The organism is Sulfurivirga caldicuralii, assembly GCF_900141795.1.
GTDB classification, from domain to species: Bacteria; Pseudomonadota; Gammaproteobacteria; order Thiomicrospirales; family Thiomicrospiraceae; genus Sulfurivirga; species Sulfurivirga caldicuralii.
The window spans coordinates 368,920-392,766 of the sequence record NZ_FSRE01000001.1 but is presented as its reverse complement, the minus strand read 5'-3'; the positions used below and the strand labels follow the sequence as shown (position 1 = coordinate 392,766).

At 59.0% G+C, this 23,847-nt stretch carries 25 protein-coding genes; 16 read left to right on the top strand and 9 right to left on the bottom strand.

Annotated features, from left to right (window positions below; translation table 11 throughout):
* Position 1: 1 nt before the first annotated feature.
* The 4 genes from BUQ81_RS02090 (at position 2) to BUQ81_RS02075 (ending at position 3,170) form a co-directional block, all read left to right on the top strand.
* On the top strand, positions 2-469 hold the full coding sequence (locus BUQ81_RS02090; protein WP_074200729.1) for a DNA polymerase III subunit chi: 468 nt from the start codon (positions 2-4) through the stop codon (positions 467-469).
* Positions 469-1,512 carry a type IV pilus twitching motility protein PilT gene (locus BUQ81_RS02085; protein ID WP_074200728.1) on the top strand — a complete coding sequence of 348 codons (1,044 nt, stop codon included), beginning with the start codon at positions 469-471 and terminating at the stop codon, positions 1,510-1,512. Before BUQ81_RS02090 ends, BUQ81_RS02085 begins: the two co-directional genes overlap by 1 nt.
* 5 nt (positions 1,513-1,517) lie before the next feature.
* On the top strand, positions 1,518-2,648 hold the full coding sequence (locus BUQ81_RS02080) for a PilT/PilU family type 4a pilus ATPase (RefSeq protein ID WP_200770530.1): 1,131 nt from the start codon (positions 1,518-1,520) through the stop codon (positions 2,646-2,648).
* A gap of 75 nt (positions 2,649-2,723) precedes the next feature.
* Positions 2,724-3,170 (top strand): VLRF1 family aeRF1-type release factor, encoded by a 447-nt coding sequence (locus BUQ81_RS02075; protein WP_074200727.1) that lies wholly within the window; start codon positions 2,724-2,726, stop codon positions 3,168-3,170.
* 91 nt (positions 3,171-3,261) lie between these two features.
* Here the strand turns inward: BUQ81_RS02075 and modC are convergent, their stop codons facing one another.
* The 7 genes from modC to BUQ81_RS02040 all read right to left on the bottom strand — a co-directional run bounded on the left by modC (position 3,262) and on the right by BUQ81_RS02040 (position 8,837).
* Positions 3,262-4,332 carry a molybdenum ABC transporter ATP-binding protein gene (modC, locus tag BUQ81_RS02070; RefSeq protein ID WP_074200726.1) on the bottom strand — a complete coding sequence of 357 codons (1,071 nt, stop codon included), beginning with the start codon at positions 4,330-4,332 and terminating at the stop codon, positions 3,262-3,264.
* Positions 4,325-5,002: a molybdate ABC transporter permease subunit gene (gene modB / locus BUQ81_RS02065; protein WP_074200725.1), complete on the bottom strand. Its 678-nt coding sequence runs from the start codon at positions 5,000-5,002 to the stop codon at positions 4,325-4,327. The genes modC and modB overlap by 8 nt, the downstream gene beginning before the upstream one ends.
* Positions 5,002-5,754, bottom strand: a complete 753-nt coding sequence (gene modA / locus BUQ81_RS02060; protein WP_074200724.1) for a molybdate ABC transporter substrate-binding protein — start codon at positions 5,752-5,754, stop codon at positions 5,002-5,004. Before modA ends, modB begins: the two co-directional genes overlap by 1 nt.
* A 435-nt stretch (positions 5,755-6,189) precedes the next feature.
* Positions 6,190-7,305 carry a 5-(carboxyamino)imidazole ribonucleotide synthase gene (locus tag BUQ81_RS02055; RefSeq protein WP_074200723.1) on the bottom strand — a complete coding sequence of 372 codons (1,116 nt, stop codon included), beginning with the start codon at positions 7,303-7,305 and terminating at the stop codon, positions 6,190-6,192.
* Between the two features lie 47 nt (positions 7,306-7,352).
* The gene (gene purE, locus BUQ81_RS02050) at positions 7,353-7,853 is read right to left on the bottom strand and encodes a 5-(carboxyamino)imidazole ribonucleotide mutase (protein ID WP_074200722.1); all 501 of its coding nucleotides are present in this window, start codon (positions 7,851-7,853) and stop codon (positions 7,353-7,355) included.
* Positions 7,854-7,967: 114 nt separating this feature from the next.
* Positions 7,968-8,525, bottom strand: coding sequence for a thioredoxin family protein (locus BUQ81_RS02045; protein WP_074200721.1), 558 nt, complete (start codon positions 8,523-8,525; stop codon positions 7,968-7,970).
* A 75-nt stretch (positions 8,526-8,600) separates the two neighbouring features.
* Positions 8,601-8,837 (bottom strand): hypothetical protein, encoded by a 237-nt coding sequence (locus BUQ81_RS02040; protein WP_200770529.1) that lies wholly within the window; start codon positions 8,835-8,837, stop codon positions 8,601-8,603.
* Between the two features lie 88 nt (positions 8,838-8,925).
* Between BUQ81_RS02040 and BUQ81_RS02035 the strand changes: the two genes are divergently transcribed.
* A complete protein-coding gene (locus tag BUQ81_RS02035; RefSeq protein WP_074200720.1) occupies positions 8,926-9,270 on the top strand; it encodes an ArsR/SmtB family transcription factor in 345 nt (114 codons plus the stop codon).
* An 85-nt stretch (positions 9,271-9,355) separates the two neighbouring features.
* Here BUQ81_RS02035 and BUQ81_RS02030 read toward each other — a convergent pair whose 3' ends face one another.
* Complete coding sequence (locus BUQ81_RS02030) at positions 9,356-11,272, bottom strand: bifunctional diguanylate cyclase/phosphodiesterase (RefSeq protein WP_074200719.1); 1,917 nt, start codon at positions 11,270-11,272, stop codon at positions 9,356-9,358.
* A gap of 158 nt (positions 11,273-11,430) precedes the next feature.
* Here BUQ81_RS02030 and BUQ81_RS02025 point away from each other — a divergent pair, with 158 nt between their 5' ends.
* The 9 genes from BUQ81_RS02025 (at position 11,431) to gshB (ending at position 20,670) form a co-directional block, all read left to right on the top strand.
* Entirely contained in the window at positions 11,431-12,453 is a 1,023-nt protein-coding gene (locus BUQ81_RS02025) for an ArsJ-associated glyceraldehyde-3-phosphate dehydrogenase (protein WP_074200718.1), read from the top strand.
* Positions 12,454-12,544: 91 nt separating this feature from the next.
* Positions 12,545-13,726, top strand: a complete 1,182-nt coding sequence (gene arsJ, locus BUQ81_RS02020; protein ID WP_074200717.1) for an organoarsenical effux MFS transporter ArsJ — start codon at positions 12,545-12,547, stop codon at positions 13,724-13,726.
* Between the two features lie 93 nt (positions 13,727-13,819).
* The gene (locus BUQ81_RS02015) at positions 13,820-15,007 is read left to right on the top strand and encodes an ATP-binding protein (RefSeq protein ID WP_074200716.1); all 1,188 of its coding nucleotides are present in this window, start codon (positions 13,820-13,822) and stop codon (positions 15,005-15,007) included.
* A gap of 157 nt (positions 15,008-15,164) precedes the next feature.
* Positions 15,165-16,322 carry a methionine adenosyltransferase gene (gene metK / locus BUQ81_RS02010; RefSeq protein ID WP_074200715.1) on the top strand — a complete coding sequence of 386 codons (1,158 nt, stop codon included), beginning with the start codon at positions 15,165-15,167 and terminating at the stop codon, positions 16,320-16,322.
* 41 nt (positions 16,323-16,363) lie between these two features.
* Positions 16,364-17,230, top strand: coding sequence for a methylenetetrahydrofolate reductase [NAD(P)H] (gene metF, locus BUQ81_RS02005; RefSeq protein WP_074200714.1), 867 nt, complete (start codon positions 16,364-16,366; stop codon positions 17,228-17,230).
* Positions 17,227-17,949, top strand: a complete 723-nt coding sequence (locus BUQ81_RS02000; protein ID WP_074200713.1) for a 16S rRNA (uracil(1498)-N(3))-methyltransferase — start codon at positions 17,227-17,229, stop codon at positions 17,947-17,949. Before metF ends, BUQ81_RS02000 begins: the two co-directional genes overlap by 4 nt.
* A 73-nt stretch (positions 17,950-18,022) precedes the next feature.
* Positions 18,023-18,328 (top strand): hypothetical protein, encoded by a 306-nt coding sequence (locus BUQ81_RS01995; protein ID WP_074200712.1) that lies wholly within the window; start codon positions 18,023-18,025, stop codon positions 18,326-18,328.
* 81 nt (positions 18,329-18,409) lie between these two features.
* On the top strand, positions 18,410-19,717 hold the full coding sequence (gshA, locus tag BUQ81_RS01990) for a glutamate--cysteine ligase (RefSeq protein WP_074200711.1): 1,308 nt from the start codon (positions 18,410-18,412) through the stop codon (positions 19,715-19,717).
* Positions 19,714-20,670 carry a glutathione synthase gene (gene gshB / locus BUQ81_RS01985; protein WP_074200710.1) on the top strand — a complete coding sequence of 319 codons (957 nt, stop codon included), beginning with the start codon at positions 19,714-19,716 and terminating at the stop codon, positions 20,668-20,670. The genes gshA and gshB overlap by 4 nt, the downstream gene beginning before the upstream one ends.
* Here gshB and nhaA read toward each other — a convergent pair.
* Positions 20,640-21,989 carry a Na+/H+ antiporter NhaA gene (gene nhaA, locus BUQ81_RS01980; RefSeq protein WP_084188187.1) on the bottom strand — a complete coding sequence of 450 codons (1,350 nt, stop codon included), beginning with the start codon at positions 21,987-21,989 and terminating at the stop codon, positions 20,640-20,642. The two genes, gshB and nhaA, sit on opposite strands and share 31 nt — an antisense overlap.
* A gap of 215 nt (positions 21,990-22,204) precedes the next feature.
* On the opposite strand from nhaA, the gene BUQ81_RS01975 reads away from it, so the two are divergent.
* Both BUQ81_RS01975 and BUQ81_RS01970 read left to right on the top strand, forming a co-directional pair.
* The gene (locus BUQ81_RS01975) at positions 22,205-22,522 is read left to right on the top strand and encodes a c-type cytochrome (protein ID WP_234947281.1); all 318 of its coding nucleotides are present in this window, start codon (positions 22,205-22,207) and stop codon (positions 22,520-22,522) included.
* A 12-nt stretch (positions 22,523-22,534) separates the two neighbouring features.
* Positions 22,535-23,842, top strand: a complete 1,308-nt coding sequence (locus tag BUQ81_RS01970) for an NAD(P)/FAD-dependent oxidoreductase (RefSeq protein ID WP_074200709.1) — start codon at positions 22,535-22,537, stop codon at positions 23,840-23,842.
* Positions 23,843-23,847 lie beyond the last annotated feature (5 nt).

The window sequence follows — 23,847 nt, the reverse complement described above, 5'->3', positions numbered from 1 at the left end:
CATGCCGGCGTGGCTGCCTGACGCGAATCAGCGTGGCGTGGTCTTCCATGTGTTGCAGACACAGGCACCTCGCTTCCGCCTGCAGCACCTCATCCGCCTGCTTGAAGCGCTTTGGGCAGCCGGACGTCAGTGCGATCTGCGCCTGCCGTCTGAACAGGCCGTGCACACGCTGGATCGCCAGCTGTGGCAGTATCGCGCCGACGCCTTTCTTCCCCATGCCCTGGGCAGCGAAGCGCCCGAAACGCCGATCCGACTGTGGGCCGACGCGAGTCCTCAGCAGGGGGATATCCTCATCAATCTGCATCCACAGTTGCCCGAACACTTCAAAGGCTTTAAGCTCACCCTTGAGCTGCTCGATCAGTCCCCCGAACTGATCGAACGGGGCCGCGAGCGCTACCGCACCTTCAAGAAAGCGCACGCCGTCACGCCGGAGGTGCTCAAGCTGACAGAGGAGATGCTCAACCCGTGATGGACATTACCGATCTGCTCATCTTCTGCGTACAGGAAGGCGGGTCCGATCTGCACATTTCTGCAGGCGAACCGCCCATGATCCGCAAGAACGGTGACATCCTCAAGATAGATATCCCCCCTCTGCAAAAAGAGGAAGCCCGTGCACTCCTCTACGACATCATGAATGATGCGCAACGCCGCAGCTTCGAGGAACATCGCGAGTTGGACTTTTCCTTCGGAGTGCCTAAAGTAGCGCGCTTCCGTGCCAATATTTTTTATCAGAACCGAGGCCTCGCCGGTGTATTTCGGGTCATCCCTGAAAAAGTCATGAGTCTGCAAGCACTGAATGCACCGCCCATTCTGACAGAGCTGGCCAACAAGCCTCGTGGCCTGGTTGTAGTTACCGGCCCTACCGGCTCTGGTAAATCCACTACGCTCGCAGCCATGGTTGAACACATCAACCAGTCGCATCCCTACCACATCCTAACCATTGAAGACCCGATTGAATTCATTTACAGCCCCAAACGCAGCAGTATCAATCAGCGGGAAGTTAACCGTGATACCCTCAGCTATAACAATGCCCTGCGCAGTGCACTTCGGGAAGACCCGGATGTCATCCTGATCGGTGAAATGCGGGATCAGGAAACGATTCGCCTTGCGCTTACCGCTGCTGAAACGGGACACCTGGTGTTAGCCACCCTGCACACCAACTCGGCTGCGAAAACGGCAGACCGTATTATCGACGCCTTTCCCGGCAACGAAAAAGCGCTCATCCGCACCATGCTGGCCGAGTCTCTGCAGGGGGTCATCGCACAGACGCTGGTCAAGCGTGCCGATGGCAAGGGACGTATCGCCGCATTTGAAATCATGGTGGGCATTCCTGCGGTGCGTAATCTCATAAGGGAAGACAAGATTGCACAACTTCCCTCTGTTATCGAAACGCATAGTCAGGAAGGGATGCAGACGCTTAATCAAGCGTTACTGCAACTGGTGAAACGCGGACTGGTCAAACCGGAAGACGCGCGTAAAAAAGCAACCGATCCATCTCTTTTCTCTGCGTAACGCCTATGACTGAAGAAAGCGCTTCAATTGACTACACCAAGCTGCTGGATGAACTGCTACTGATTCTGCTGGAGCAGGGCGGCTCTGATCTGTATATCGAAGCCGGCTCACCCGTAGCCATGCGCAAGGACGGCGTTCTTCACTATATTTCGGAAGACAAGGTAGACTCAGATACAGCCAAAGGGCTCACCTACGCGGCCATGCTGCCGCACCAAAAGGAAGAATTTGACAAAACCTTCGAGCTTAACTTCGCCCATGCCATCCCCGGCCGTGCCCGCTTTCGTCTCAATGCCTTTATCCAGCGTGGCACGCCGGCCCTGGTAGCGCGCACCATCAAAACAGAGATCCCTCCTTTTGAGAGCCTCGGCCTGCCGCCGGTACTCAAGAGACTGATCACGGAAAAACAGGGTCTCATCCTGTTCGTGGGCGGTACAGGCACAGGTAAATCCACCTCACTGGCGAGCCTCATCGATCACCGCAACACCACCACCGCTTCGCACATCATCACCATCGAAGACCCCATCGAATTCGTGCATCGTCACAAAAAATCCATCGTCACCCAGCGTGAAGTGGGTATGGACACCCTCTCCTACGAAATGGCGCTGAAAAACACCTTGCGCCAGGCACCGGACGTGATCATGATCGGGGAAATTCGCGATCGCGAAAATATGGAACATGCGGTCACCTTTGCTGAAACGGGCCATCTGTGTGTCTCCACACTGCACGCCAACAACGCCTACCAGGCCCTTGACCGCATTATCAACTTCTTCCCTGAAGAGCGTCGCCCCCAGTTGCTCATGGATCTTTCATACAACCTGAAGGCAGTCGTCTCCCAACGGCTGGTACCTAAAGTCGGTGGCGGACGCGTTGCCGCTGTTGAAATCCTGATCCGTACCCCACGAGTTGCGGACCTCATATTCAAAGGAGAATTGACTTCACTGAGAAAAACCATGGAAGAAAGCCGCGAAGTGGGCATGCAAACCTTCGACCAGCACCTGTTCGACCTTTTCAACGAAGGCCTGATCAGTTACGAAGACGCACTACGCTTTGCCGACTCGCCGAACGACGTGCGTCTGCAGATCAAGCTGAGCGGCAAGCTGCCACCCGAGATGGAAGGAAACGAACGACTTATCTGAACCCTTTAAAGGGCCTTCAGCCGTCCCTATCATTATTAATGAAGGGAAATTTATTTTCACCACAAGGAGCGCATCATGAAAAAGACCTGGATTGTCGTCGCAGACAGCAGCCGAGCTCGCCTGTTTACCGCAGAAACCCCCACCTCCGGCCTGCAGGAACTGGAAGACCTGCAGCACATTCAGGCGCGCCTGCACGATCAGGAACTGACCACCGACCTGCCCGGCAAGCACAGCAATGATGCCGGCATGGGTGCCCACGGCTACGAACCCAAGGTCACGCCCACGGAAGAAGAAGCCATCCGCTTCGCCAAGGAGCTAGCACAGGAACTTTACAAGGCGTTTCACGAACACAAGTACGAACAGCTGATTCTGGTGGCCGCCCCCAAGTTCCTCGGCCACCTGCGCAATGCACTGGACAAGAATGTGAAAAAGGTAGTGTCATTTGAACTGGCCAAGGACCTTACCACCGAGAAACCGGAAGAAATCCGCAAGCATCTGCCGGAATACCTGCCACAGCTGTAAAAAACGCCATTTCAGCCGCAAAAAAGCCCGCATCTGCGGGCTTTTTTGTCGGGCGGAAAAACGCCGCCGTAAAAAGTCGGGGACCCCCCTTCTACAACACGCTCACCGCCTTGATCACCGCCCAGATTTGCTCGCCCGGCTGCAGGTCCAGCATTTGCAACGAACGGCGTGTCACCTGCGCCAGCAACGTCTGCCCGTCTGCCAGTGCCAGCGTCACCAGCTGCTGGTGTCCCTGCACCTCGCCCAGTGACATCACCTGCGCCGGCAGCTGATTCAGCGCCGATGTTTCCTCCAAGGGCGCGCGACTCAGCGTCACACTGGCCGCGGGCACACGAAGACGAACATTTGTGCCGATTGGCGCAGTGACTGCGTGGGCAAACAGACGGCTCTCCCCCAGCTGCAGCTGCGACAGACCGTACCCATCGCACGGCACCGACACCGTGCCGGTGAGCAGCGCCACCGGTGCCTCTTCACGGAACAGCGGCGTGCCCGGCTGACGGATCGCCGCCTGCAACGACTGTGGCGGCTGCAGCTGGCCGCTGTCCATAAAGACCACCTGATCTCCCAGCCGCTCCACCTCTTCAATGGAATGGGTGACCCACAGCATGGGCAATTCGAGGTCAGCCTTCAGCCCCTCCAGCAGGGCAAGGATTTCCGAGCGCGCCGGTGCATCCAACGCGCTGAGCGGCTCGTCAAGAAACAGCCATGCCGGTCGGACAAGCAGCCCGCGTGCCAGTGCCACCCGCTGACGCTGACCACCGGAAAGCTGCTGCGGCCGCCGCTTGAGCCAGGGTGCAATGCCCAGCCCGTCCACCACGACGTCCCAAGCGATGGGCGTGGCACCATGACCATGCTGCCACGCAAAGCGCAGATTTTCTTCAACGCTCATGTGCTCGAACAGACGCCCGTCCTGAAACACCACGCTCAACGGGCGCCTGTGCGGCGGGACGAAGCAGCGGCGAGCAGACGCCTGCCAGCACTGATCGCCATGCGCCACCACGCCTTCGCCGTGCAACAGTCCCGCCAGCGCCATCAGCAGGGTGGACTTGCCGCTGCCGGATGGACCAAACAACATGGTCACGCCCGCCTCCGGTAGCGTGGCAGCAGCATTGAGGACAAACTCGCCGCGCTGATGGGTCAGTTCGAAGCGCAACTTAGCCATCCAGACGCCCCCAGCTGCGGTTGAGCCGATACACCAGCGCCAGCACGGCGAAAGAGAAAATCAGCAGTACGGCCGAGAGCATGTGCGCCTGCGTGTATTCCATGTTTTCCACATGGTCGTAGATGGCGATACTGGCCACCTGGGTCACGCCCGGGATATTGCCGCCCACCATCAGCACCACACCGAACTCGCCCACCGTATGCGCAAACGCCAGTGTGGCCGCTATCAGAAAGCCATGACGACTGAGCGGCACCAGCACCTTCCAGAAGCGTGTCCACGGCCCCGCGCCCAACACTGCAGCAGCCTGCAGCGGCTTCTCCCCCACCTGCTCAAAGGCGTGCATCAGCGGCTGCACCGCAAAGGGCAGGGAATAAAGCACCGATGCCACCACCACGCCCTCAAAGCTGAACGGTAGGGTCCTGTCGGGAAACAGCGCGGCATAAAGCTGACCGATAGGACTGTCCGGCGCCATGGCAATCAGCAGATAGAAACCCAACACCGTCGGCGGCAGCACCAATGGCAGGGCGATCAATGCCTCAAACAGAAAGCGCCAGCGGCTCCTGCTGAACGCCAGCCACAGCGCCAGCGGCGTACCCACGATCAGCAGGATAACCGTGGTCAGTGCCGCCACCTTGAAGGTGAGCCAAAGGGGTGTCCAGTCCAGTGCCATCACAGCGGCAGCCGATAGCCGGCATGGGCGATGGCGGCACGGGCGGCGGAATCATGCAACACAAAGTCGAGGAAGCGCTGCGCCGCCGCTTCATGGGGGCGTCCCTTGATGACCACCGCCTGCTGCACGATGGGGTCGTACAGATCGGCATCCACCAGCCAGCGGTGGGCGTCATCATCCAGGTGGGTCTGAATCAGCTGACTGCGGGCGGCAAAGCCCAGTTCGGCATTGCCGGTGCGCACAAACTGAAACGCCTGCCCCACATTCTCCCCTCGCACCAGTTTTGACTGCACGCGCGGCCACAGGCCCAACTTCTGCAGCACCTGTTGCGCGGCACGGCCGTAGGGGGCCGTTTTCGGATTGGCCAGCGCCAGACGGCGGAAGTCACCCGCCTTCAGGCGCGCCAGTGGCGACTGTACACCCGCGCGCTGCCACAGCACCAGTTCGCCCAGTGCATAGGTGGCGGGCTTCTGCGCACGTCCCTGCGCATAGAGCGAGCGCGGTCCTTCGGCATCGGCAGCGAAAAAAAGATCGAATGGCGCACCATGCAGAATCTGGGCGTACAGCTTGCCGGTGGAGGCACTGGAAATGCGCACGGGCTGGTCGGGATATCGCTGCTGCCACAGGCGCACCAGCTGCTGCATGGGCGCGACAAAATTGGATGACACCGCAACAGTGAGCACCTCTGCCCGTGCCGGTATGGCTGCCAGCGTGGACAGGGCAAAAGCGATGAGAAGCAGAATTCGAACCATAGCGTTATATCCGCTGGGAAATAACGCGAACTATAGACAATACCGGGCCGAAGATCAATGGGATCAGGCAGAAGATGAGGATGCAGAGCGCATAATCGCCTGTGAACTCAACATCCATCCACCATCACTCGGGAATTAAGACGCAACACAGGACTGAAAGGCTACCGCCCAAAACAGGCCCACAGACTGGCACAACAACGCAAGAGCCGACACGGCCCCAGGCCCTGCAACAGCCAGTTATGGCGCCCGGTTAAACAACCGACCTCGGAAATGTTTGGGGATGAAGACGCCTAAGCAGGTGTTCTTCGGGATTGATCCACCTGCTGCGCTGGCTTGTTGAGTCCGCCCCCTACCCCTTAATCGCCCCCCCATCATGTGAAATCACATGAATGAAGCGCATAAAAATTGTGCAGGACCAACCTGTATAACGCCTCATCACCCGCCTGCTGGCAAAAAGGGCGCCAGCGCCGCCAGCGCCTGTTCCCGCGCCCAGGCACTGTGCGCCACCACGTTCAAATGCCCCAGCTTGCGCCCGGGCCGCTCTGTCTTGTCATACAGGTGCACATGCACGCCAGGCAGGCGCAGAGCATCCTTGATGTGCCCGGTCTCGCCGATGATATTGACCATGGCGCACCAGCTGGTCAGCGGCTGCGTGCTGCCCAGCGGCAGGCCGGTGATGGCACGGATATGGTTTTCGAACTGGGACGTCTGCGCGCCTTCGATGGTCCAGTGGCCAGAGTTGTGCACCCGCGGTGCCATCTCGTTGGCCACCAGGCCCACATCGGTTTCAAACAACTCCAGCGTCAGCACCCCCACGTGATCAAGCCGCGTCATCAGCCGGCGCATGTAATCCTGTGCAGCCTGCTGAATGGCCGGATCGATCGCTTCGGCCGGTGCCAGCGTCAGCCGCAGAATGCCCTTGTGATGCTGGTTTTCCACCAGTGGGTAGAACACCATCTCGCCATCCTTGCCCCGAACGGCAATAATGGACAGCTCGCGGCGAAAGGCTACAAACCCTTCCAGAATCGCCTCGCGTTCACCAATCGCCTGCCACGCCGCTTCTGCATCGGCCGGAGATTGCAGACGATACTGCCCCTTGCCGTCGTAGCCTTCCGTCGTGGTCTTGAGGATGCTGGGCGTGCCGATCACCTTGATCGCCCGTTGCAATGCCTCCAGACTGTCCACCACTTCAAACGATGCGGTGGGAATGTCCAGTTCGCGAAACAGGCTTTTCTCGCGGCCGCGGTGCTGACTATAGTAGAGTGAATCCGGTCCCGGATAGACCGGTACCCCGGCCGCTTCAATGCGACGCACCACGGCCAGATCGGTATTCTCACTTTCATAGGTGACGATCTCGGCCCAGTCGATCAGCGCCTCCAGCGTGTCGGTTTCGTCCTCGTGGGTGAACATGTGTCCCAGCAGCGCCGAGGGCTCATCCTTCGAAAAGCCGTAAAACCCGAACTTCTGCCCCAGCGGATAGCCCGCCATGGCCAGCATGCGCCCCAGCTGGCCGGCACCGAGAATACCGATATTGTGGGTAATGGGGGTCATGGCATCTCCTCAAATAAAAAACGCCGCAAGGCGGCGTCGTTATCCTGTCAGGCTTCAACCCGTGGATCAGGACAGTTGAGCACTGCCTCGGTCTGCGCCTGTCGCCAGTCACGCAGGCGTTCGCGTACCGCCTCATTTTCGTTGGCCACAATCTGCGCAGCCAGAATGCCGGCGTTTTTCGCACCCGCCTCACCGATAGCCAATGTTCCTACCGGCACGCCCCCCGGCATCTGCACGATGGAAAGCAGCGAATCCTGCCCGTTCAACGCGCGGGATTTCACCGGCACACCCAGCACCGGCACCAGCGTCTTCGCCGCCACCATACCCGGCAGATGCGCCGCACCGCCGGCGCCGGCGATGATCACTTTCAGACCACGCGGCTCCGCCTGCTCTGCGTATTCAAACATCAGATCCGGGGTGCGATGCGCAGACACTACGCGCACCTCATATGGCACACCCAGCTCATCCAGCATCTGCGCGGCGTGCTCCATGGTGGGCCAGTCGGACTTGGACCCCATGATAATGCCCACAAGGGGTTGATCACTCATGAAAGCGTCTCTTTTTCGGGGAAAGGGGCAGATTTTAGGCATTTTTCCCAATAAAATCAAGTTTTTGCGCAGCGCAAATTTTTCGCCGCGCAAAAAGTCGGGGACCCCCCCCTACTACTCCTTCCACTTGATGGAACAACCCATGGACGGAATCTGTTCTTCCGGGCCGCGGCCTGTTTTGGCCACCTGCACCATGGCCTCAAACAGCTCGCGACGGGCGTTTTCCGGGGCCGGTTCCTTGCGGGAAGCATCCAGCCGCCCACGGTACTGCAGCTTCAGATCTCTGTTGTAGCCGAAGAAATCCGGCGTGCACACGGCGCCATAGGCCCTGGCCACTTCCTGGGTTTTGTCATAAACATAGGGGAACGGAAAGTCCATTTCCCGGGCAATGCGCTGCATGTTTTCGAACGAGTCCTCTTCATAAAGACTCGGGTCATTGGACATGATGGCAATGCTGTTAATGCCCCACTGGTCGCGCAGCTCGCGCGTGTCGCGGATTAGCCGCGGCAGAATCGCCTTCACATAGGGGCAGTGGTTGCAGATGAACATCACCAGCAGACCGTTTTCGCCGCGGGCCTTTTCCAGTGTCCAGATTTCGCCATCCACGCCGGGTAGGGCAAAATCCACCGCCGGCTTGTCGAATTCACATACGGGTGTCGTCAGACTGACCATGCCGCTCTCCTCTTATTGCGAATGAACAAAAAATAACCCGCCAGCGGCGGGTTATCAAGCAGCAATCAGCAAAAGCTATTTCGCTTTGCCCCACATAGGCCCGGTGAGGCGCTTGCGGGCACTTTTCAGCAGGTGGAACAGCACCCGCTCCGGCGACACCATGGCGCGCAGCATCCCCATGACGTAAATGATCGCCACCAGCAGAAAAAAGATCTTGGCGGTATCCATGACAAAGACAAAGAACTGCACCGCCTGCCCGAGATGGGAGGCCGGATCCAGCCCCAACAGTGCGTATGCAAACCAATCACCCAAAGCCCGAAACTCCCTTGCCTCCATTGCCTTATAATGGAACTGAAAGCATTGCGTGCAAATATCCGGATATAAGCAAATAGCTTACTGTATGACCCTGCAAAACGAAACGGACTTCTTCAAAGCACTCGGCGAGCCACTGCGCCTGCGCATTGTTGCGCTATTGCGCCAGGGCGAGCGCTGCGTATGTGACCTGGTGGCCATTCTCGGTGCCAGTCAGAGCACGGTGTCGCGCCATCTGAGCACCCTGAGAAAGGCAGGCATCGTACAAGCGCGCCGCGAAGGCACCTGGATGCATTACAGCATCAGCCCACAGTTGCCGTCCTGGGCGCACAGCGTTCTACAAGGGATTGATCAGCTGGCTGAAAACCACCCCGATCTGATAGCCGACTTCCAGCGACTCAACACAACGTCTTGTAGCATCACACAAGAATAAGCCCTGTTCATCCTGCTCAGCAGCAGCGACTGAAACAGGCCCTCAGGCCCACTGAACCGTCCAGGTTCAGGCGATAGCGGAACGCTCAGCCCTGACGATTTGACTCAGTTGATCGGGCCGCATAGCCTTCCCCCTGAAACAGCGGTTCTTTCAGCTGCTGATCTGCCATCGCACGATTCACGTGCAGGCACGCATAGCCATTGCCTGATTCCGCCTTGGCGCGCTTTTTGGCCTGCGTCATCAGGGAGGCCAGCATCTGCTGATGGGTTACTGCGCCGCCATCGACGACGATAATGCCAATCGACAACGACATGAGCGGGAAGAAACGCAATGCGCCCTCACGATCCACTGCTTCAATCCCGCCGCGCGCCTGGTCTTCCGGTTTGTAAAACCGGGTAATCTCCGGTGCAAAACGCGCAATCAGTTTACGCGTCCACTGCACCGCATTCAGCTCACCCTCCGGCAGGATAACCACAAAATCATCCCCGCCAATGTGGCCCACAAAATCCTTTGGCCCTTTCAGGTCAGTGAGCAAATGCCCCAGAAAACGAATGACCCGATCTCCATCCTCATAGCTGTAATAGTCGTTGAAGGGCTTGAAGTGATCCAGGTCGATGTACAACACGCTGAATGCTTCGCCCTTTTCCAGCCGGCGCTGGATTTCTGCCTGAATCGGCACGTTGCCCGGCAGCCCCGAGAGCGGATTGGCATACTGTGCGCTCTTGACCTTCAGGTCAGTCATAACCCGCAGCAGCTCCACAAAGGTGCCGACCCCCGCATAGCATCCCTTTCGGGTCACAATAAACGCATCGCGTTGTTCGCGCATGGCATCGTCCGTAAGCATGCGCGAGAGCGTTTCGATGGGTGTGACCTCATCCACTACCACCGGTTGCGCATCCATCAGCTCGGTAATCGGCTTGCGATAATTGAGCTCATAACCGTAGCGCTGCAGCAGCTTCTGCATGAACTCCCGGCGCCAGATCATGCCCTCCACCTTGCCTGCCTCATTCACCACAGGATAAAAATCCTGCTCCGCCTGCTTGAGCACAACCTCCATGGCTTCGTCCACACGCATGCTCGGTGGCAGGGTGAGATAATCGCTGCTTATCAGTCCACCGGCCGTATGACTGCTGCTAAAGGAGGTCAACGCCTCCTGCGGCCACACATACTCCGGCTTGCAGCGCGGACGCGGCGCCGGCCGCCCCAGCAGATAGCCCTGCACCAGGTCCGCGCCCATCTGCTCGATAATGCGCAGCTCGTCCTCGGTTTCCACTCCTTCTACCACCACCTTGGCCCCAAAGCTGTGGGCCAAATTGATCATGCTTTCCATAAAGCGGCGCTTTTCCGGAATACTGTTGATCTCGCTCACAAAGTAGCGGTCGATTTTCACCAGATCCGGCTGAACCTGCGCCCAGATGCGCAGGCCGTTATAGCCTGCACCCACGTCATCCAGTGCCACGGAGAACCCTTGCGCGCGATAGTGCTCGACCGCCTTCACCAGATTCCTGTCATCCGCTACCGGGTGTAGCTCACTCAGCTCGATTACCACCCGATCCGGCGAAAGGCCCATGGAACTAAGACACTGCGAGGTTAGCCCCATGATGTGGTCATCGGAAGCCAGTGCTCCGACCATTACATTGATAAACAGCTTGCATTTATCATCTATGCGCTGTCTGCTGAAGGTCTCGATTGCCTGCAAACGCGCCAGTGCATCCAGTTCAAACAGTACATCCGCCTTTTCCGCAGCAAAGAACAGATCCAACGGACGGTGCAGCGAACTGTCCACAGGCCCCCGCGTCAGGGACTCCCAACCTACCGTTTCCCGACGACCGATATCCACGATCGGCTGGTAAAGCGTGGTCAGACGATCACCTTGGAAAATGTCATACAGGTCCTGGGCAAAATCATGGTCGAGTGTGATCTTTTTGCGCGCCTGTTCTACAAAGTCCGAATCGTATATTTCTCCCTGACCCACACAGGCATTGGCAACGTGCTGATTCATGGTTCCTCCTGTCTCACAACCTCTCTCATTTTGGTGATGGAACATGACAAATGGATGACATTCGCCGGCTGCGAGGAAATTCACAAAACTGTCATGGAACCCGTTTGCATGCACCTTAAAATCCTGAATCCGCATAAACGGATACAGGGAGAGGAAACGTGAGCATTCGTGTTGCAATCAACGGCTTTGGGCGCATGGGTCGTCTGGCGCTGCGTCAGGCGTGGGACTGGGACGGCATCGAGTTTGTCCATATCAACGAAATCGCTACCGATGCGACGGGCTCGGCCCACCTGGTCAACTTTGATTCCGTGCACGGCCGCTGGCAGCACGAAGCCATTGCCGAAAGCGACACCATCCGTGTCGGCGATCAGGTCATGACCTACTCCAGCATCCCGGCCATTGCCGACACCGACTGGGGTGCGCTGGATGTGGACGTGGTCATTGAGGCCACCGGCAAGTTCCGTACCCGAGAAGCACTACAGCCCTACCTAGATCAGGGCATCAAACAGGTGATCGTGGCCGCGCCCATGAAAGAGGGCATCAAGAATATCGTCATGGGCATTAACCACAGCACTTTCGAGCCGGGCCACGATCCCATCATCACTGCCGCCTCCTGCACCACCAACTGCATTGCACCGGTGATCAAGGTGCTGCACGAAAAGATCGGCATCCGCCACGGCAGCATCACCACCCTGCACGACCGCACCAACACGCAGAAGGTAGTGGACCACGGCCACAAGGACCTGCGCCGCGCCCGGGCGTGCTTCGAGTCGCTTATCCCCACCACCACCGGCTCCGCCAAGGCCATCGGAACCATCTTTCCGGAGCTGAACGGCCGCCTTAACGGCCATGCGGTGCGCGTGCCGCTGATGAATGCCTCTCTCACCGACCTGACCATGGAGATGGCACGCCCCACCACCGTGGAGGAAGTGAACGGCCTGTTCGAAGAGGCCAGCCAAACCTATCTGAAGGACATTCTGGGCTATGAAACCCGTCCGTTGGTGTCGGTGGACTTTAAGGGCGACACCCGCTCATCCATCATCGACGCCCCCTCTACGCTGGTGATGAACGACACCCAGGTCAAGGTGTACGCCTGGTACGATAACGAAATCGGCTACGTCACCCGCATGATGGAGCTGGCGCAGTACGCCGCACTGGGCAATCGCGCCGCAAGCGCCTGAAAACGGTGCCAGACACCCCCACCGGCCTTTCGGCCGGCAAGGGCAAAAAATGTGATTTGAAAAAAGTCGGGGACCCCCTTCAGGAGAGCACATGGACGCCAATCTGCGCCAATACGCCCTGATCACCGGCAACTACTGGGCCTTTACCATCACCGACGGCGCCATCCGCATGCTGGTGCTGTTCTACTTCTACCAGCTGGGCTACTCGCCCTTTGCCATTGCCACCCTGTTCGTGCTTTACGAACTGGCCGGTGTGTTCACCAACCTGATCGGCGGCTGGCTCGGCGCTCGCTGGGGGCTCAATGTCACCATGAACGTGGGACTGGCGCTGCAGATCGTGGCGCTGATGATGCTCACCGTGCCGGATGCCTGGCTGACCGTGCCCTATGTGATGTTCGCGCAGATGCTTTCCGGCATCGCCAAGGACCTCAACAAGATGTCCGCCAAGTCCAGCGTCAAGCTGCTGGCAGATGATGCCTCCGGCCAGCTGTATCGCTGGGTGGCGGCACTGACCGGTTCCAAGAACGCCCTGAAAGGAGTGGGCTTTTTTGTCGGCGCAGCCCTGTTGCAATGGGTCGGCTTCCGCGAGGCGCTCTACATCCTCTCCGGCATGCTGGTGCTGGTCCTCACCGGCTCGCTTTTGTTTCTGAAAGCCGATCTCGGCAAGGCGAAAAGCAAACCGAAATTCACTGAACTCTTCTCCAAGTCGCCGGCGCTTAACTGGCTCTCGGGGGCACGTCTGTTCCTGTTTGCTGCCCGCGACGTGTGGTTCGTGGTCGCCCTGCCCGTTTATCTCGAAGGCGTACTGGGCTGGAGCTTCGTGGAGAGCGGCGGCTTCATGGCCCTGTGGGTGATCGGCTACGGCTTTATTCAGGGCATGGCACCGACTTTCACCAAACGGTTGGGCGAGCGCCCCAGCGCACACACGGCCAGCCTGCTGGCATTTGCGCTGGCGGCCGTGCCGCTCGCCATGGCGGCGCTGTTCGACCTCAACCCCACCGCCGTACTCATGATCGGCCTGACCCTGTTCGGAATTTTGTTTGCACTCAACTCAGCCGTGCACTCGTATCTCATTGTCGCCATGGCCACGGAAGACGGCGTCTCCAAGGACGTGGGCTTCTACTACATGGCCAATGCGGGCGGTCGTCTGGCCGGCACACTGCTCTCCGGCGCGCTCTATCAGTTGGGCGGCATGCACGCCGTGCTCTACACCTCCGCCGCCTTTATCCTGCTGGCCGCCATCCTGGTGCGCAAGGCGGAGCCGGAAGAATGATCAACCGATTAACCACTTTTGACACCGCTTTGATCAATAGACTGATCATTTTTATGTACAATTTGATCAACCGGTTAATCAAAAAGCCATCTTGTGATTACTCAACTGTTTCAGTACTCCGAAGCCCGCCTGCAACGGGCAGTGCCCGATTGGAAACGCTTCCTGTATGAGAAGATCGATTTCGACGCCCAACTGATTGGCGTTATCGGCGCCCGCGGCGCCGGCAAGACCACTTTGGCGCTGCAATATCTGGCCACACAACCGGTCAAGCAAAGGCTGTATGTCAGCTGTGATCACCCGCTTATGCAGGGGATCAGCCTGTTCGAATTTGCTGAACAGGCGCAGCGCGAAGGCATCGCCACACTGGTGATTGATGAAATTCACAAGGTGCGGGATTTCAGCCGTGACCTGAAAAATATCTACGACTTTCTCTCCGTGCAGGTCATCTTTACCGGCTCTTCTGCGCTGCATCTTTACCAGTCCCGCACCGATGTCAGCCGCCGCGCGCTGCTCTACACCCTTCCGGAGTTGTCCTTCCGCGAATATCTGGCATTGACCCAGGCCATTACCCTGCCGCCGCAGGATCTGGCAACCATTCTGGAATCCCACGAAACGCTGGTGGCCGACATTCTGCAAGCCATACCCCACCCGCTGCCCCTGTTTCGTCAGTATCTCCAACAGGGCGCCTACCCTTACATCATGGAAGGAGAAGTCAGCTATCTGCAGCGGCTGATCGAAGTGGTCAACAAGACGCTGCGAGAGGACATCGCCATCCTTTACGATGTGGAGCCAGACAAGCTGGACGCCATGATGAAGCTGCTGCGGGTACTCTGCGCTGGCAAACCTTATGCCATCAATTATGAAAAGCTGGCGGCCAGCGCCGAAATTTCCCGCAATACCCTCAAACGCTATCTCTATTACCTGGAACAGGCCAGCCTGTTGCGGCGTATTGGCGGACGCGTTGGCGGCAACAGCTATATCGCCAAGCCGGACAAGCTCTACCTGCACAACCCCAATCTGTCCCAGATCCTGTGCACGGAACCCAACCGCGGCACGATCCGCGAAAGCTTTTTTGCCATGATGCTGGACAAGGATCACACCCTGGCCCATGCCAAACAGGGGGATTTTCTTGTGGATGACCAATTTCTGTTTGAAATTGGCGGGGCCAGCAAGGACACTCACCAGATTGCCGGTCATCCGCATGGCTTTGTGGTGCAGGATGATATCGAACGGGGCTTCCGTCAGCGCATTCCGCTGTGGCTGTTTGGTTTTCTGTATTGAACCAAGCCACTCAACTACGCTATAATTAAAAATTCGCGCCGATTTGAGTCTCAGCTTGCGGGCGCGTAACAAGTGCGGCTAAAGCGAGAGGACAGCCCATCGCCATCCCTCCCGCCTGCAAGGCCGCTCATTTTCCATCGATAACAGGAACATTGAAATGAGCGAGTACATCTTTACCTCTGAATCCGTTTCCGAAGGCCATCCCGACAAGATTGCCGACCAGATTTCCGACGCCATTCTCGACGCCATCCTCGAACAGGACAAGGACGCCCGCGTCGCCTGCGAAACCTTCGTCAAGACTGGCATGGTGCTGGTGGGCGGCGAAATCACCACCGAAGCCTGGGTGGACCTGGAAGAGCTGATCCGCGGCGTGGTGAAGGACATCGGCTACGACAAGGCCGACTACGGCTTTGACGGCGACACCTGTGCAGTGCTGTCCGCCATCGGCAAACAGTCACCCGATATTGCCATGGGTGTGGACGAGTCCGAAGAACACGAGCAGGGCGCCGGCGACCAGGGGCTGATGTTTGGCTACGCCACCAACGAAACCGAGCAGCTGATGCCCGCGCCCATCTACTATGCCCACCGCCTCATGGAGCGGCAGGCCTTTCTGCGCAAGGCCAAGCACCTGCCGTGGCTGCGCCCCGACGCCAAAAGTCAGGTCACGCTGCGCTACCGCGACGGCAAGCCGGTCGCCGTGGATGCGGTGGTGGTCTCCACCCAACACGATCCGGACATTTCCAATGAAGTGATTCGCGAAGCAGTGATGGAAGAGATCATCAAGCCGGTGATTCCGGCCGAGTGGCTGCACAAGGGCACCAAATACCACATCAACCCCACCGGCCGCTTCGTCATCGGCGGGCCTGTGGGCGATGCCGGTCTTACCGGCCGCAAGATCATCGTGGACACCTATGGCGGCATGGCCCGCCACGGCGGTGGCGCCTTTTCCGGAAAGGACCCCTCCAAGGTGGACCGTTCCGCCGCCTATGCGGGGCGCTATGTAGCCAAGAATATTGTGGCCGCAGGGCTGGCGGACAAGTGTGAAATTCAGGTGTCCTACGCCATCGGCGTTGCCAAGCCCACCTCCATCAGTCTCGACTGCTTCGGCACGGAAAAGGTGCCGCTGGAAACCATCGAGCAGCTGGTACGCGAGCATTTCGATCTGCGTCCCAAGGGCCTGATCACCATGCTGGATCTCAAGCGGCCCATCTACCACAAGACGGCCGCCTATGGCCACTTTGGGCGTGAACTGCCCGAGTTTAGCTGGGAAAAGACCGACAAGGCCGACGCCCTGCGCGCCGCCGCCGGCCTGTAAACACTGCGGGCGCCCCGGCGCCCCTGACAAGGGAGCACACCATGCAGTCCCAACAGAAATATCCGCAACCGCTGAGTCTGGAATTCTTCCCGCCGCGCACCGATGCCGGCTTCGAAAAGCTGAAAGGCACCATCGACGCGCTGGGGGCGCTCAAGCCGCAATATATTTCCGTCACCTATGGTGCCGGCGGCACCACGCAGGCACGCACGGTGGAGACGGTGGAATACATCCAGACACAGACCCCGCACGATGCCGCGCCGCACCTTACCTGCATCGGCCAGACGCGCGAAAGCGTGCTGCAACTGCTGCACACCTACGACCAGCTGGGTGTCAACCGCATCGTCGCCCTGCGCGGCGATCTCCCCTCCGGCATGCTCGATCCGGGCGAATTCAAGTACGCCTCCGATCTGGTGCGCTTTATCCGCGAGGAAACCGGCGATCGCTTCACCCTGGAAGTGGCCGCCTATCCGGAAACCCACCCGCAGGCAAAAAACTGCGACGAAGGCATCAAGTGGTTCAAGTACAAGGTGGATCAGGGCGCCGACGAGGCCATCACCCAGTACTTCTACAATGTGGACAGCTACCTCTACTTTATCGACAGCTGCGAGCAGGCTGGTATCGACCTGCCCATCGTGCCCGGCATCATGCCCATTACCAATTACGATCAGCTGATCCGCTTCTCCAGCATGTGCGGTGCCGAAGTGCCCCGCTGGCTGCGCTGCCGGCTGGAAAGCTTCTCTGACCGCGGTGACATGGAAGGGCTGATTGCCTTCGGGCGTGACTTTGTCACCACCCTGTGTCAGCGCCTGCTGGACGCCGGCGCGCCCGGATTGCACTTCTACACCATGAACCAGGTGGAGCCCACCCTGAGCATCGCCCGCAATCTCACCATCCACCACCCGGCATGAAAACGCGCCTCTACCTGCCCGAAGCCTACGTTCTGCACGCCGAGCTGCCGCTGCCGCCCGAGGCAGCCCATTACCTCACCCGCGTGCTGCGTCTGAAACGGGACGACACCCTCGAAGTGTTCGACGGGCAGGGAGGCGTCGCCCATGCCAAGCTGATCGATACTGGCAAACGCAGTGCCACCGTGCGCATCATTGCTCTGCCAGAAGCGCCACAGACCGAATCGCCGCTTACCACCTGTCTCGCCCAGGGCATCAGCCGCGGCGAGCGCATGGACTGGACGCTGCAAAAAGCCAGCGAACTGGGCGTATCCACCATTCAGCCGCTGTTTACCGAACGCGTTGAGGTCAAGCTCAAGGGCGACAAGCTGGGCAAGAAGCTGCAGCACTGGCAGCAGGTGGTGATTTCCGCCTGTGAGCAGAGCGGCCGCAACCTGGTGCCGCAGGTTTTGCCGCCTCTCACCCTCGGCGAATGGCTGCGCCAGTTTCGCCCCGGACTGGTGCTCGATCCCTACGCCGAGCAGCCCTTTTCTGCCATCCGGCAGCCACCTGAACCTCTGAACATTCTCGTCGGGCCCGAAGGCGGCCTGACGCCCGAGGAAGTCATTCAGGCACGGGATGCGGGCCTCACCGCCGTGCGTCTCGGCCCTCGCATCCTGCGCACGGAAACGGCCGGTTGTGCGCTGCTGGCGGCGGCGCAGAGCCGCTGGGGCGACTTCTGACTTGAACAGGGTTCCTCCATCACCATAAAAGAGCTGGCCACATCAATTCAATCTTTTTATGGAGGAACCCCATATGAACGTAACACGCAATTTTCTCGCCTTTCTGATGGGCGCAGCGGCCCTGATCATCATCGCGGTCACCGCGGTGGCGCTGAATACCATTGATCCTACACCACAGGGGCTGGTGACCGTCTCGCTGCTGAGCCATATCTACTACATCACCTGGTTCGGCCTGCTCATCGCCATTGGGCTGACCATCGAAGCGTGGCGACAGGGCGAAAACAAGCTGTTTGCCACACTCAATCTCGCCATGCTCGCTGCCACCTTCGTGGTTAATTCCGAGCTGCTGATTCACATCATGAGCGGGCGCTTAGCTTGATCCATCCGACCTGCCGGCGGGTTTTTCTTATCAATTCCTCCTCAATGGTAAAATTGCCAAATTGCAACTCAAGGGACGATCATGCCCTCTACACACAGCGTTCCCCATCTACAGACAACCCTCACCGGCCCCCTGCTGGCGCTTGAACAGCATTTGCTGGACAATCAGGCCAAAATCGAAGCCTGGTTCCGCCAGCAGTTTCGCGCCACGCCGGCCCCCTTCTATGCGTCGGTGGACCTGCGCAACGCCGGCTACAAGCTGGCGCCCGTGGACACCAACCTCTTTCCTGCCGGCTTCAACAATCTGGCACCTGAACTCATGCCGCTGGCGGTGCAGGCGGCCCAGGCGGCGGTGACGCAGGCCTGCCCGGTCACGGACGGGGTTCTGATCATTCCGGAAAACCATACCCGCAACCTGTTCTATCTGGAAAACCTGCGCGCCCTGCAGAACATCCTCTGTGCGGCGGGCTATGAAACCCGCATCGGCTCGCTCATTCCTGACCTGAAAGAGCCGCTCACCATCGACCTGCCCTCGGGGCAGTCCGTTACGCTGGAGCCGCTGGTGCGCAAGGGCGATCGCGTCGGCGTCGATAACTTCTTTCCCTGCGCGGTACTGCTCAACAATGACCTCTCCAGCGGCCGTCCCGAAATCCTTGAAAACATCGATCAGACGCTCATGCCGCCGCTGGACATGGGCTGGGTCGACCGCTACAAAACCCATCACTTTGCCCATTACACCCGGGTGGCGCAGGAGTTTTCCGAACTGATCGATATCGATCCCTGGACCATTACCCCCCTGTCCGTGCAGTGTGGGCCAGTGAACTTCAAGAAGCGCCAAGGGCTGGAATGCCTCGCCGGTGCCGTCAATCAGGTGCTGGAAGAGACCGCGCGCACCTATGCCGCCCACGGGGTAGCCGATCAGCCCTTTGCGGTGGTCAAATCGGACCGTGGCACCTACGGCATGGCCATCATGAGCGTGCAGGACCCGGAAGAAGTGCTCGCCCTCAACAAGAAGCAGCGCAACAAGATGAGTTCCGGCAAGGAAGGTCTAGTGGCGCAGCATATGCTGGTTCAGGAGGGCGTCTATACCTTCGAGGAAATCGACGGCGCCGTGGCGGAACCGGTGGTGTACATGATCGGTGCCCGCGTGGTGGGCGGCTTCTACCGCGTTCACACCGGCAAGAGTGCCACCGACAACCTGAACTCTCCCGGCATGCACTTCGAGCCCATCTCCTTTGCCGAGCCCTGTGCCCTGCCCAACCATCAGGCCGACCCGGATGCCGCGCCCAACCGCTTCTATGCCTACGGCGTGGTGGCGCGCCTGGCGCTGGTGGCTGCTGCGCGGGAAATCTGCGAAACCAAGCCGGAGTGCAACGGAGCGGCCGAATGAAGCTGCTGGTGGTGATGGATCCCATCGCGTCCATCAAGCCGTGGAAGGACTCCACCTTTGCCATGATGCTGGCGGCGCAGGCGCGCGATCATAGGGTCCACTACACCACGCCAGCGGATCTGTGGCTCGATCAGGCCACGCCCATGGCGCACTGTGCTCCCGTGGAAGTGTTTGACCGCCGCGAAGAATACTATCAGCTGGGCACGTTCACCCACCGCCCGCTTACCGATTTCGATGCCGTGCTGATGCGACAGGACCCGCCCTTCGATCAGCGCTATCTCACCGTCACCCACCTGCTGAGCCTGGCGGAAAAGGCGGGTGTATGGGTTATCAACGCCACCCAGGCTGTGCGCGACTGCAATGAAAAGCTGTTTACCGCCTGGTTTCCCCAGTGCATGCCGCCCACCCGTGTCAGCGCCCGGGCCGACCTGTTGAAAGCCTTTATCGCGGCGCAGCAGGACACCATTCTCAAGCCACTGCACGCCATGGGCGGCGCCGGCATTTTTCGCGTACGCCACGGCGACCCCAACACCAGCGTGATCATCGAAACGCTGACGCAACAGGGACAGATGCCCATTATGGCGCAGCGTTTTCTGCCCGAAATCGCACAGGGCGACAAGCGCATTCTCATGATCGACGGCGAACCGGTGCCCTATGCACTGGCGCGTATCCCTGCGCAGGGGGAAACCCGCGGCAATCTGGCCGCAGGCGGCGAAGGCGTGGGCATGCCGCTCAGCGAGCGCGAGCGCTGGCTGGCGGCACAGGTGGGACCAACGCTCAAGGAAAAGGGTCTGGTGTTTGTGGGGCTGGATGTCATCGGCGACTACATCACCGAGATCAATGTCACCAGCCCCACCTGCATTCGCGAACTGGATGCCCAGTTCGGGCTGGACATCGCCGGCGATCTGATCGAGCATATCGCTCAGCGACTCACCCAGCGCAACCAGGCATAACCGCTGAAACCGGCAATCAGCGAGGCCAGCAGAATTCCCATCTTGGCCTGCTGCAGCAGCGCCGGATCCCCGGGCCAGGCCAGCCCTGCGATAAAGATGGACATGGTAAAGCCAATCCCGCCCAGCAGGCCAACCCCGATCAGCTGACTGGCGTGCGCGCCCTGCGGCAGCGTTGCCAGCCCCAGCTTCACTGCCAGCCAGGCCGTGGCGGCGATGCCCACCATCTTGCCAATCACCAGCCCCGCGATTATGCCCAGCGAAACGGGGTGCGCAAAGGCATTGCGCAGCTCTTCCATACTGAGATGCACCCCGGCATTCGCCAGTGCAAACAGGGGAATCACCAGCAGCGCCACCGGCAGATGCAGGCTGTGCTCCAGACGCATGGAGGGCGGCTGTACATCCCGCGCCACCTTCTCTACTGCCATCACCACACCCTTCTGGGTTTCGTTCAGATGAATGTCGTCATCATCCGGGGCCTTGCGAAATTTTTCCAGCAGACGCTCGATCAGTTCGGCAAAGTACTGGGGACGAATCTTGGGATGGGCCGGTATCGCCAGCGCCGTCAGCACACCCGCCACGGTGGCGTGCACACCCGATGCAAGCATCAATGCCCACATGAGTACACCGCCCAGCGCATAGGGCAGAACCTTATAAATTCCCATGTAGTTGAACACCCACAACAGGACCCAGACGGCCAGCGCTCCGGCCAACGCATCCATGGCAAGGCTGTCGGTGTAGAACAGGGCGATGACCGCCACGGCGCCCAGGTCATCCACAATGGCCAGCGCAATCAGAAAGGTCACCAGCCCGGACGGGACACGGCTGCCCAGCAGTACCAGCACCGAAATGGCAAAGGCAATATCCGTGGCCATGGGAGTGCCCCAACCATTGATGGTCGGCTCACCGCCATTGATGGCAACATAGATCAACGCCGGTACCACCATGCCGCCCACCGCCGCCAGCACAGGGAGCATCGCCGCCCGCAAATCGGCCAGTTCGCCAACCAGCAGCTCGCGCTTGATTTCCAGACCGATCAGAAAGAAGAAAAACGCCATCAGACCATCGTTGATCCAGTGGTGCAGACTCATGCTCACCTGCCAGGGACCGAGGCCGATGGACAGTGGTTGCTCGAACAGATGGTGATAGCTGTCCGCCAGCGGTGAGTTGGCCAGTACCAGTGCCACCAGCGTCATGCTCAGCAATGCCAGCGAGGTGGCCGTCTGGGAGTGAATGAATTCTTCAAGCGGCGTCAGCACGCGATCAGCGGCACGCTCCAAGGGGGCAAAATGACGAAAGCGCTCAGGCAGTTCAGGTTTCACAGATTATTTACTCCAGCGTTGCGTTGCTTAGGACGCATTGTGGCACACCTGCATTTAGTTCAGAAAATTATTAAATGATTTTATAAAAAAGACTTTTTCAAAACAAACATCAATAAAAAAAAGTAATACTCATAGGCTTACATCTATGAATAATGGGTTAACGAGCAGTTTGCTTGAACTGATCATTCAAAGTCATAAAGATAGTGAGGAGTCTCATGAAACAGCCTGTTAACAAAACGCTCTGGCTCAGCAGTGCCTTCGCATTGCTCCTTCCCGCTTCGGCCATGGCTGATATCAACATGTTTGCACGCACAACGGGCGACACCTGCTTTGCCTGCCACGGCCCCAACGGCAAAGGCGTTCCCGGCGGTTCCATTCCCCCTATTGCGGGCAAGGATGCCGGCTATCTGGCGCAAACCATGAAGGATTTTCGCAGCGGCAAGCGCCCTTCCACCATCATGCAGCGGCACGCCAAGGGCTATACCGATGCTGAAATCGAAACCATCGCCCAATATCTCAGCCAGATCAAGTAAGAGGAACGCCTCATGAGTATTAAATTTACCCGTCGCAACTTTATCCGTACCGCTTCCGTTACGGCTGCTCTGCCCGCCGGTGCTCTGTTGACCAGCGCGCACGCCATGACGTCGGTTCAAGGGACTGCCCAGCCGCATGTGGTGGTCATCGGCGGTGGCTTTGGTGGCGCCACCTGCGCCAAGTACCTGCGCCGCTATGACAGCAATATTCGCGTCACCCTGATTGAACCCAAGAAAACCTACACCACCTGCCCGGGCAGCAACTGGTATCTGGCAGGGCTTACCGATTTCGACAGCATCACCCACAGCTATCAGGCGCTCAAGGACAAGCATGGCATCAATGTGGTGCACGAGTGGGTCAGCGGCATCGACCCGGCCGGCAAGACCGTCAAGCTCAAAAACGGCGAAACCTTGCAGTATGACCGCCTGGTGGTTTCGCCCGGCATCGACTTTCGCTGGGACACCATCGAAGGCTACGGTCCGGAGGATGTGGACAAGGTGCCGCACGCCTGGCAGGCAGGGCCGCAGACCAAGCTGCTCTATGATCAGCTGCGCGCCATGCCCAACGGTGGCACCTACATTATCTGTCCACCGCCCAACCCGTTCCGCTGCCCGCCGGGCCCCTACGAGCGCGTCAGCATGGTGGCGGACTACTTCAAGAAGCACAAGCCCAAATCCAAGATCATCATTCTCGATGCGAAAGACAAGTTCTCCAAGATGCCTCTGTTCATGCAGGGCTGGCAGGACCTTTACGGCGACATGATCGAATGGATCGGCGCTTCCGATGGCGGCCGTATCAAGTCTGTGGATGTGGCCAGCAAGACGGTCACCACCGCGGAAGGTGAAACCTTCAAGGCCGATGTGCTCAATGTAATCCCCGCCCAGAAAGCCGGCAAGCTGGCCTTCGACGCCGGACTCACCAATGAGTCCGGCTGGTGCCCGGTGCATCAGAACACTTTTGAATCCACCATCCACAAGGGCGTATACGTCATTGGGGATTCATCCATCGCCGGAAAGATGCCCAAGTCGGGCCATTCCGCCAACAGCCAGGGCAAGATCTGCGCCGCGGCCATCGCCGTGGATCTGAATGGCTGGGACATGCCGCGTCCCAAGCTGGCCAATACCTGCTACAGCCTGGTGGCCAACGACTACGGCATCAGCGTGGTCGCCGTCTATCAGTTCGATGGCAAGGTGATGAACAAGGTCAAGGGGGCCGGCGGGGTCACGCCCAAGGGTGCCGCACCCAGTCAGTATCTGGCCGAGGCCACCTACGCTCGCGGCTGGTACAAGAGCATCACCCACGATACCTGGCTCGGCTGATCCAA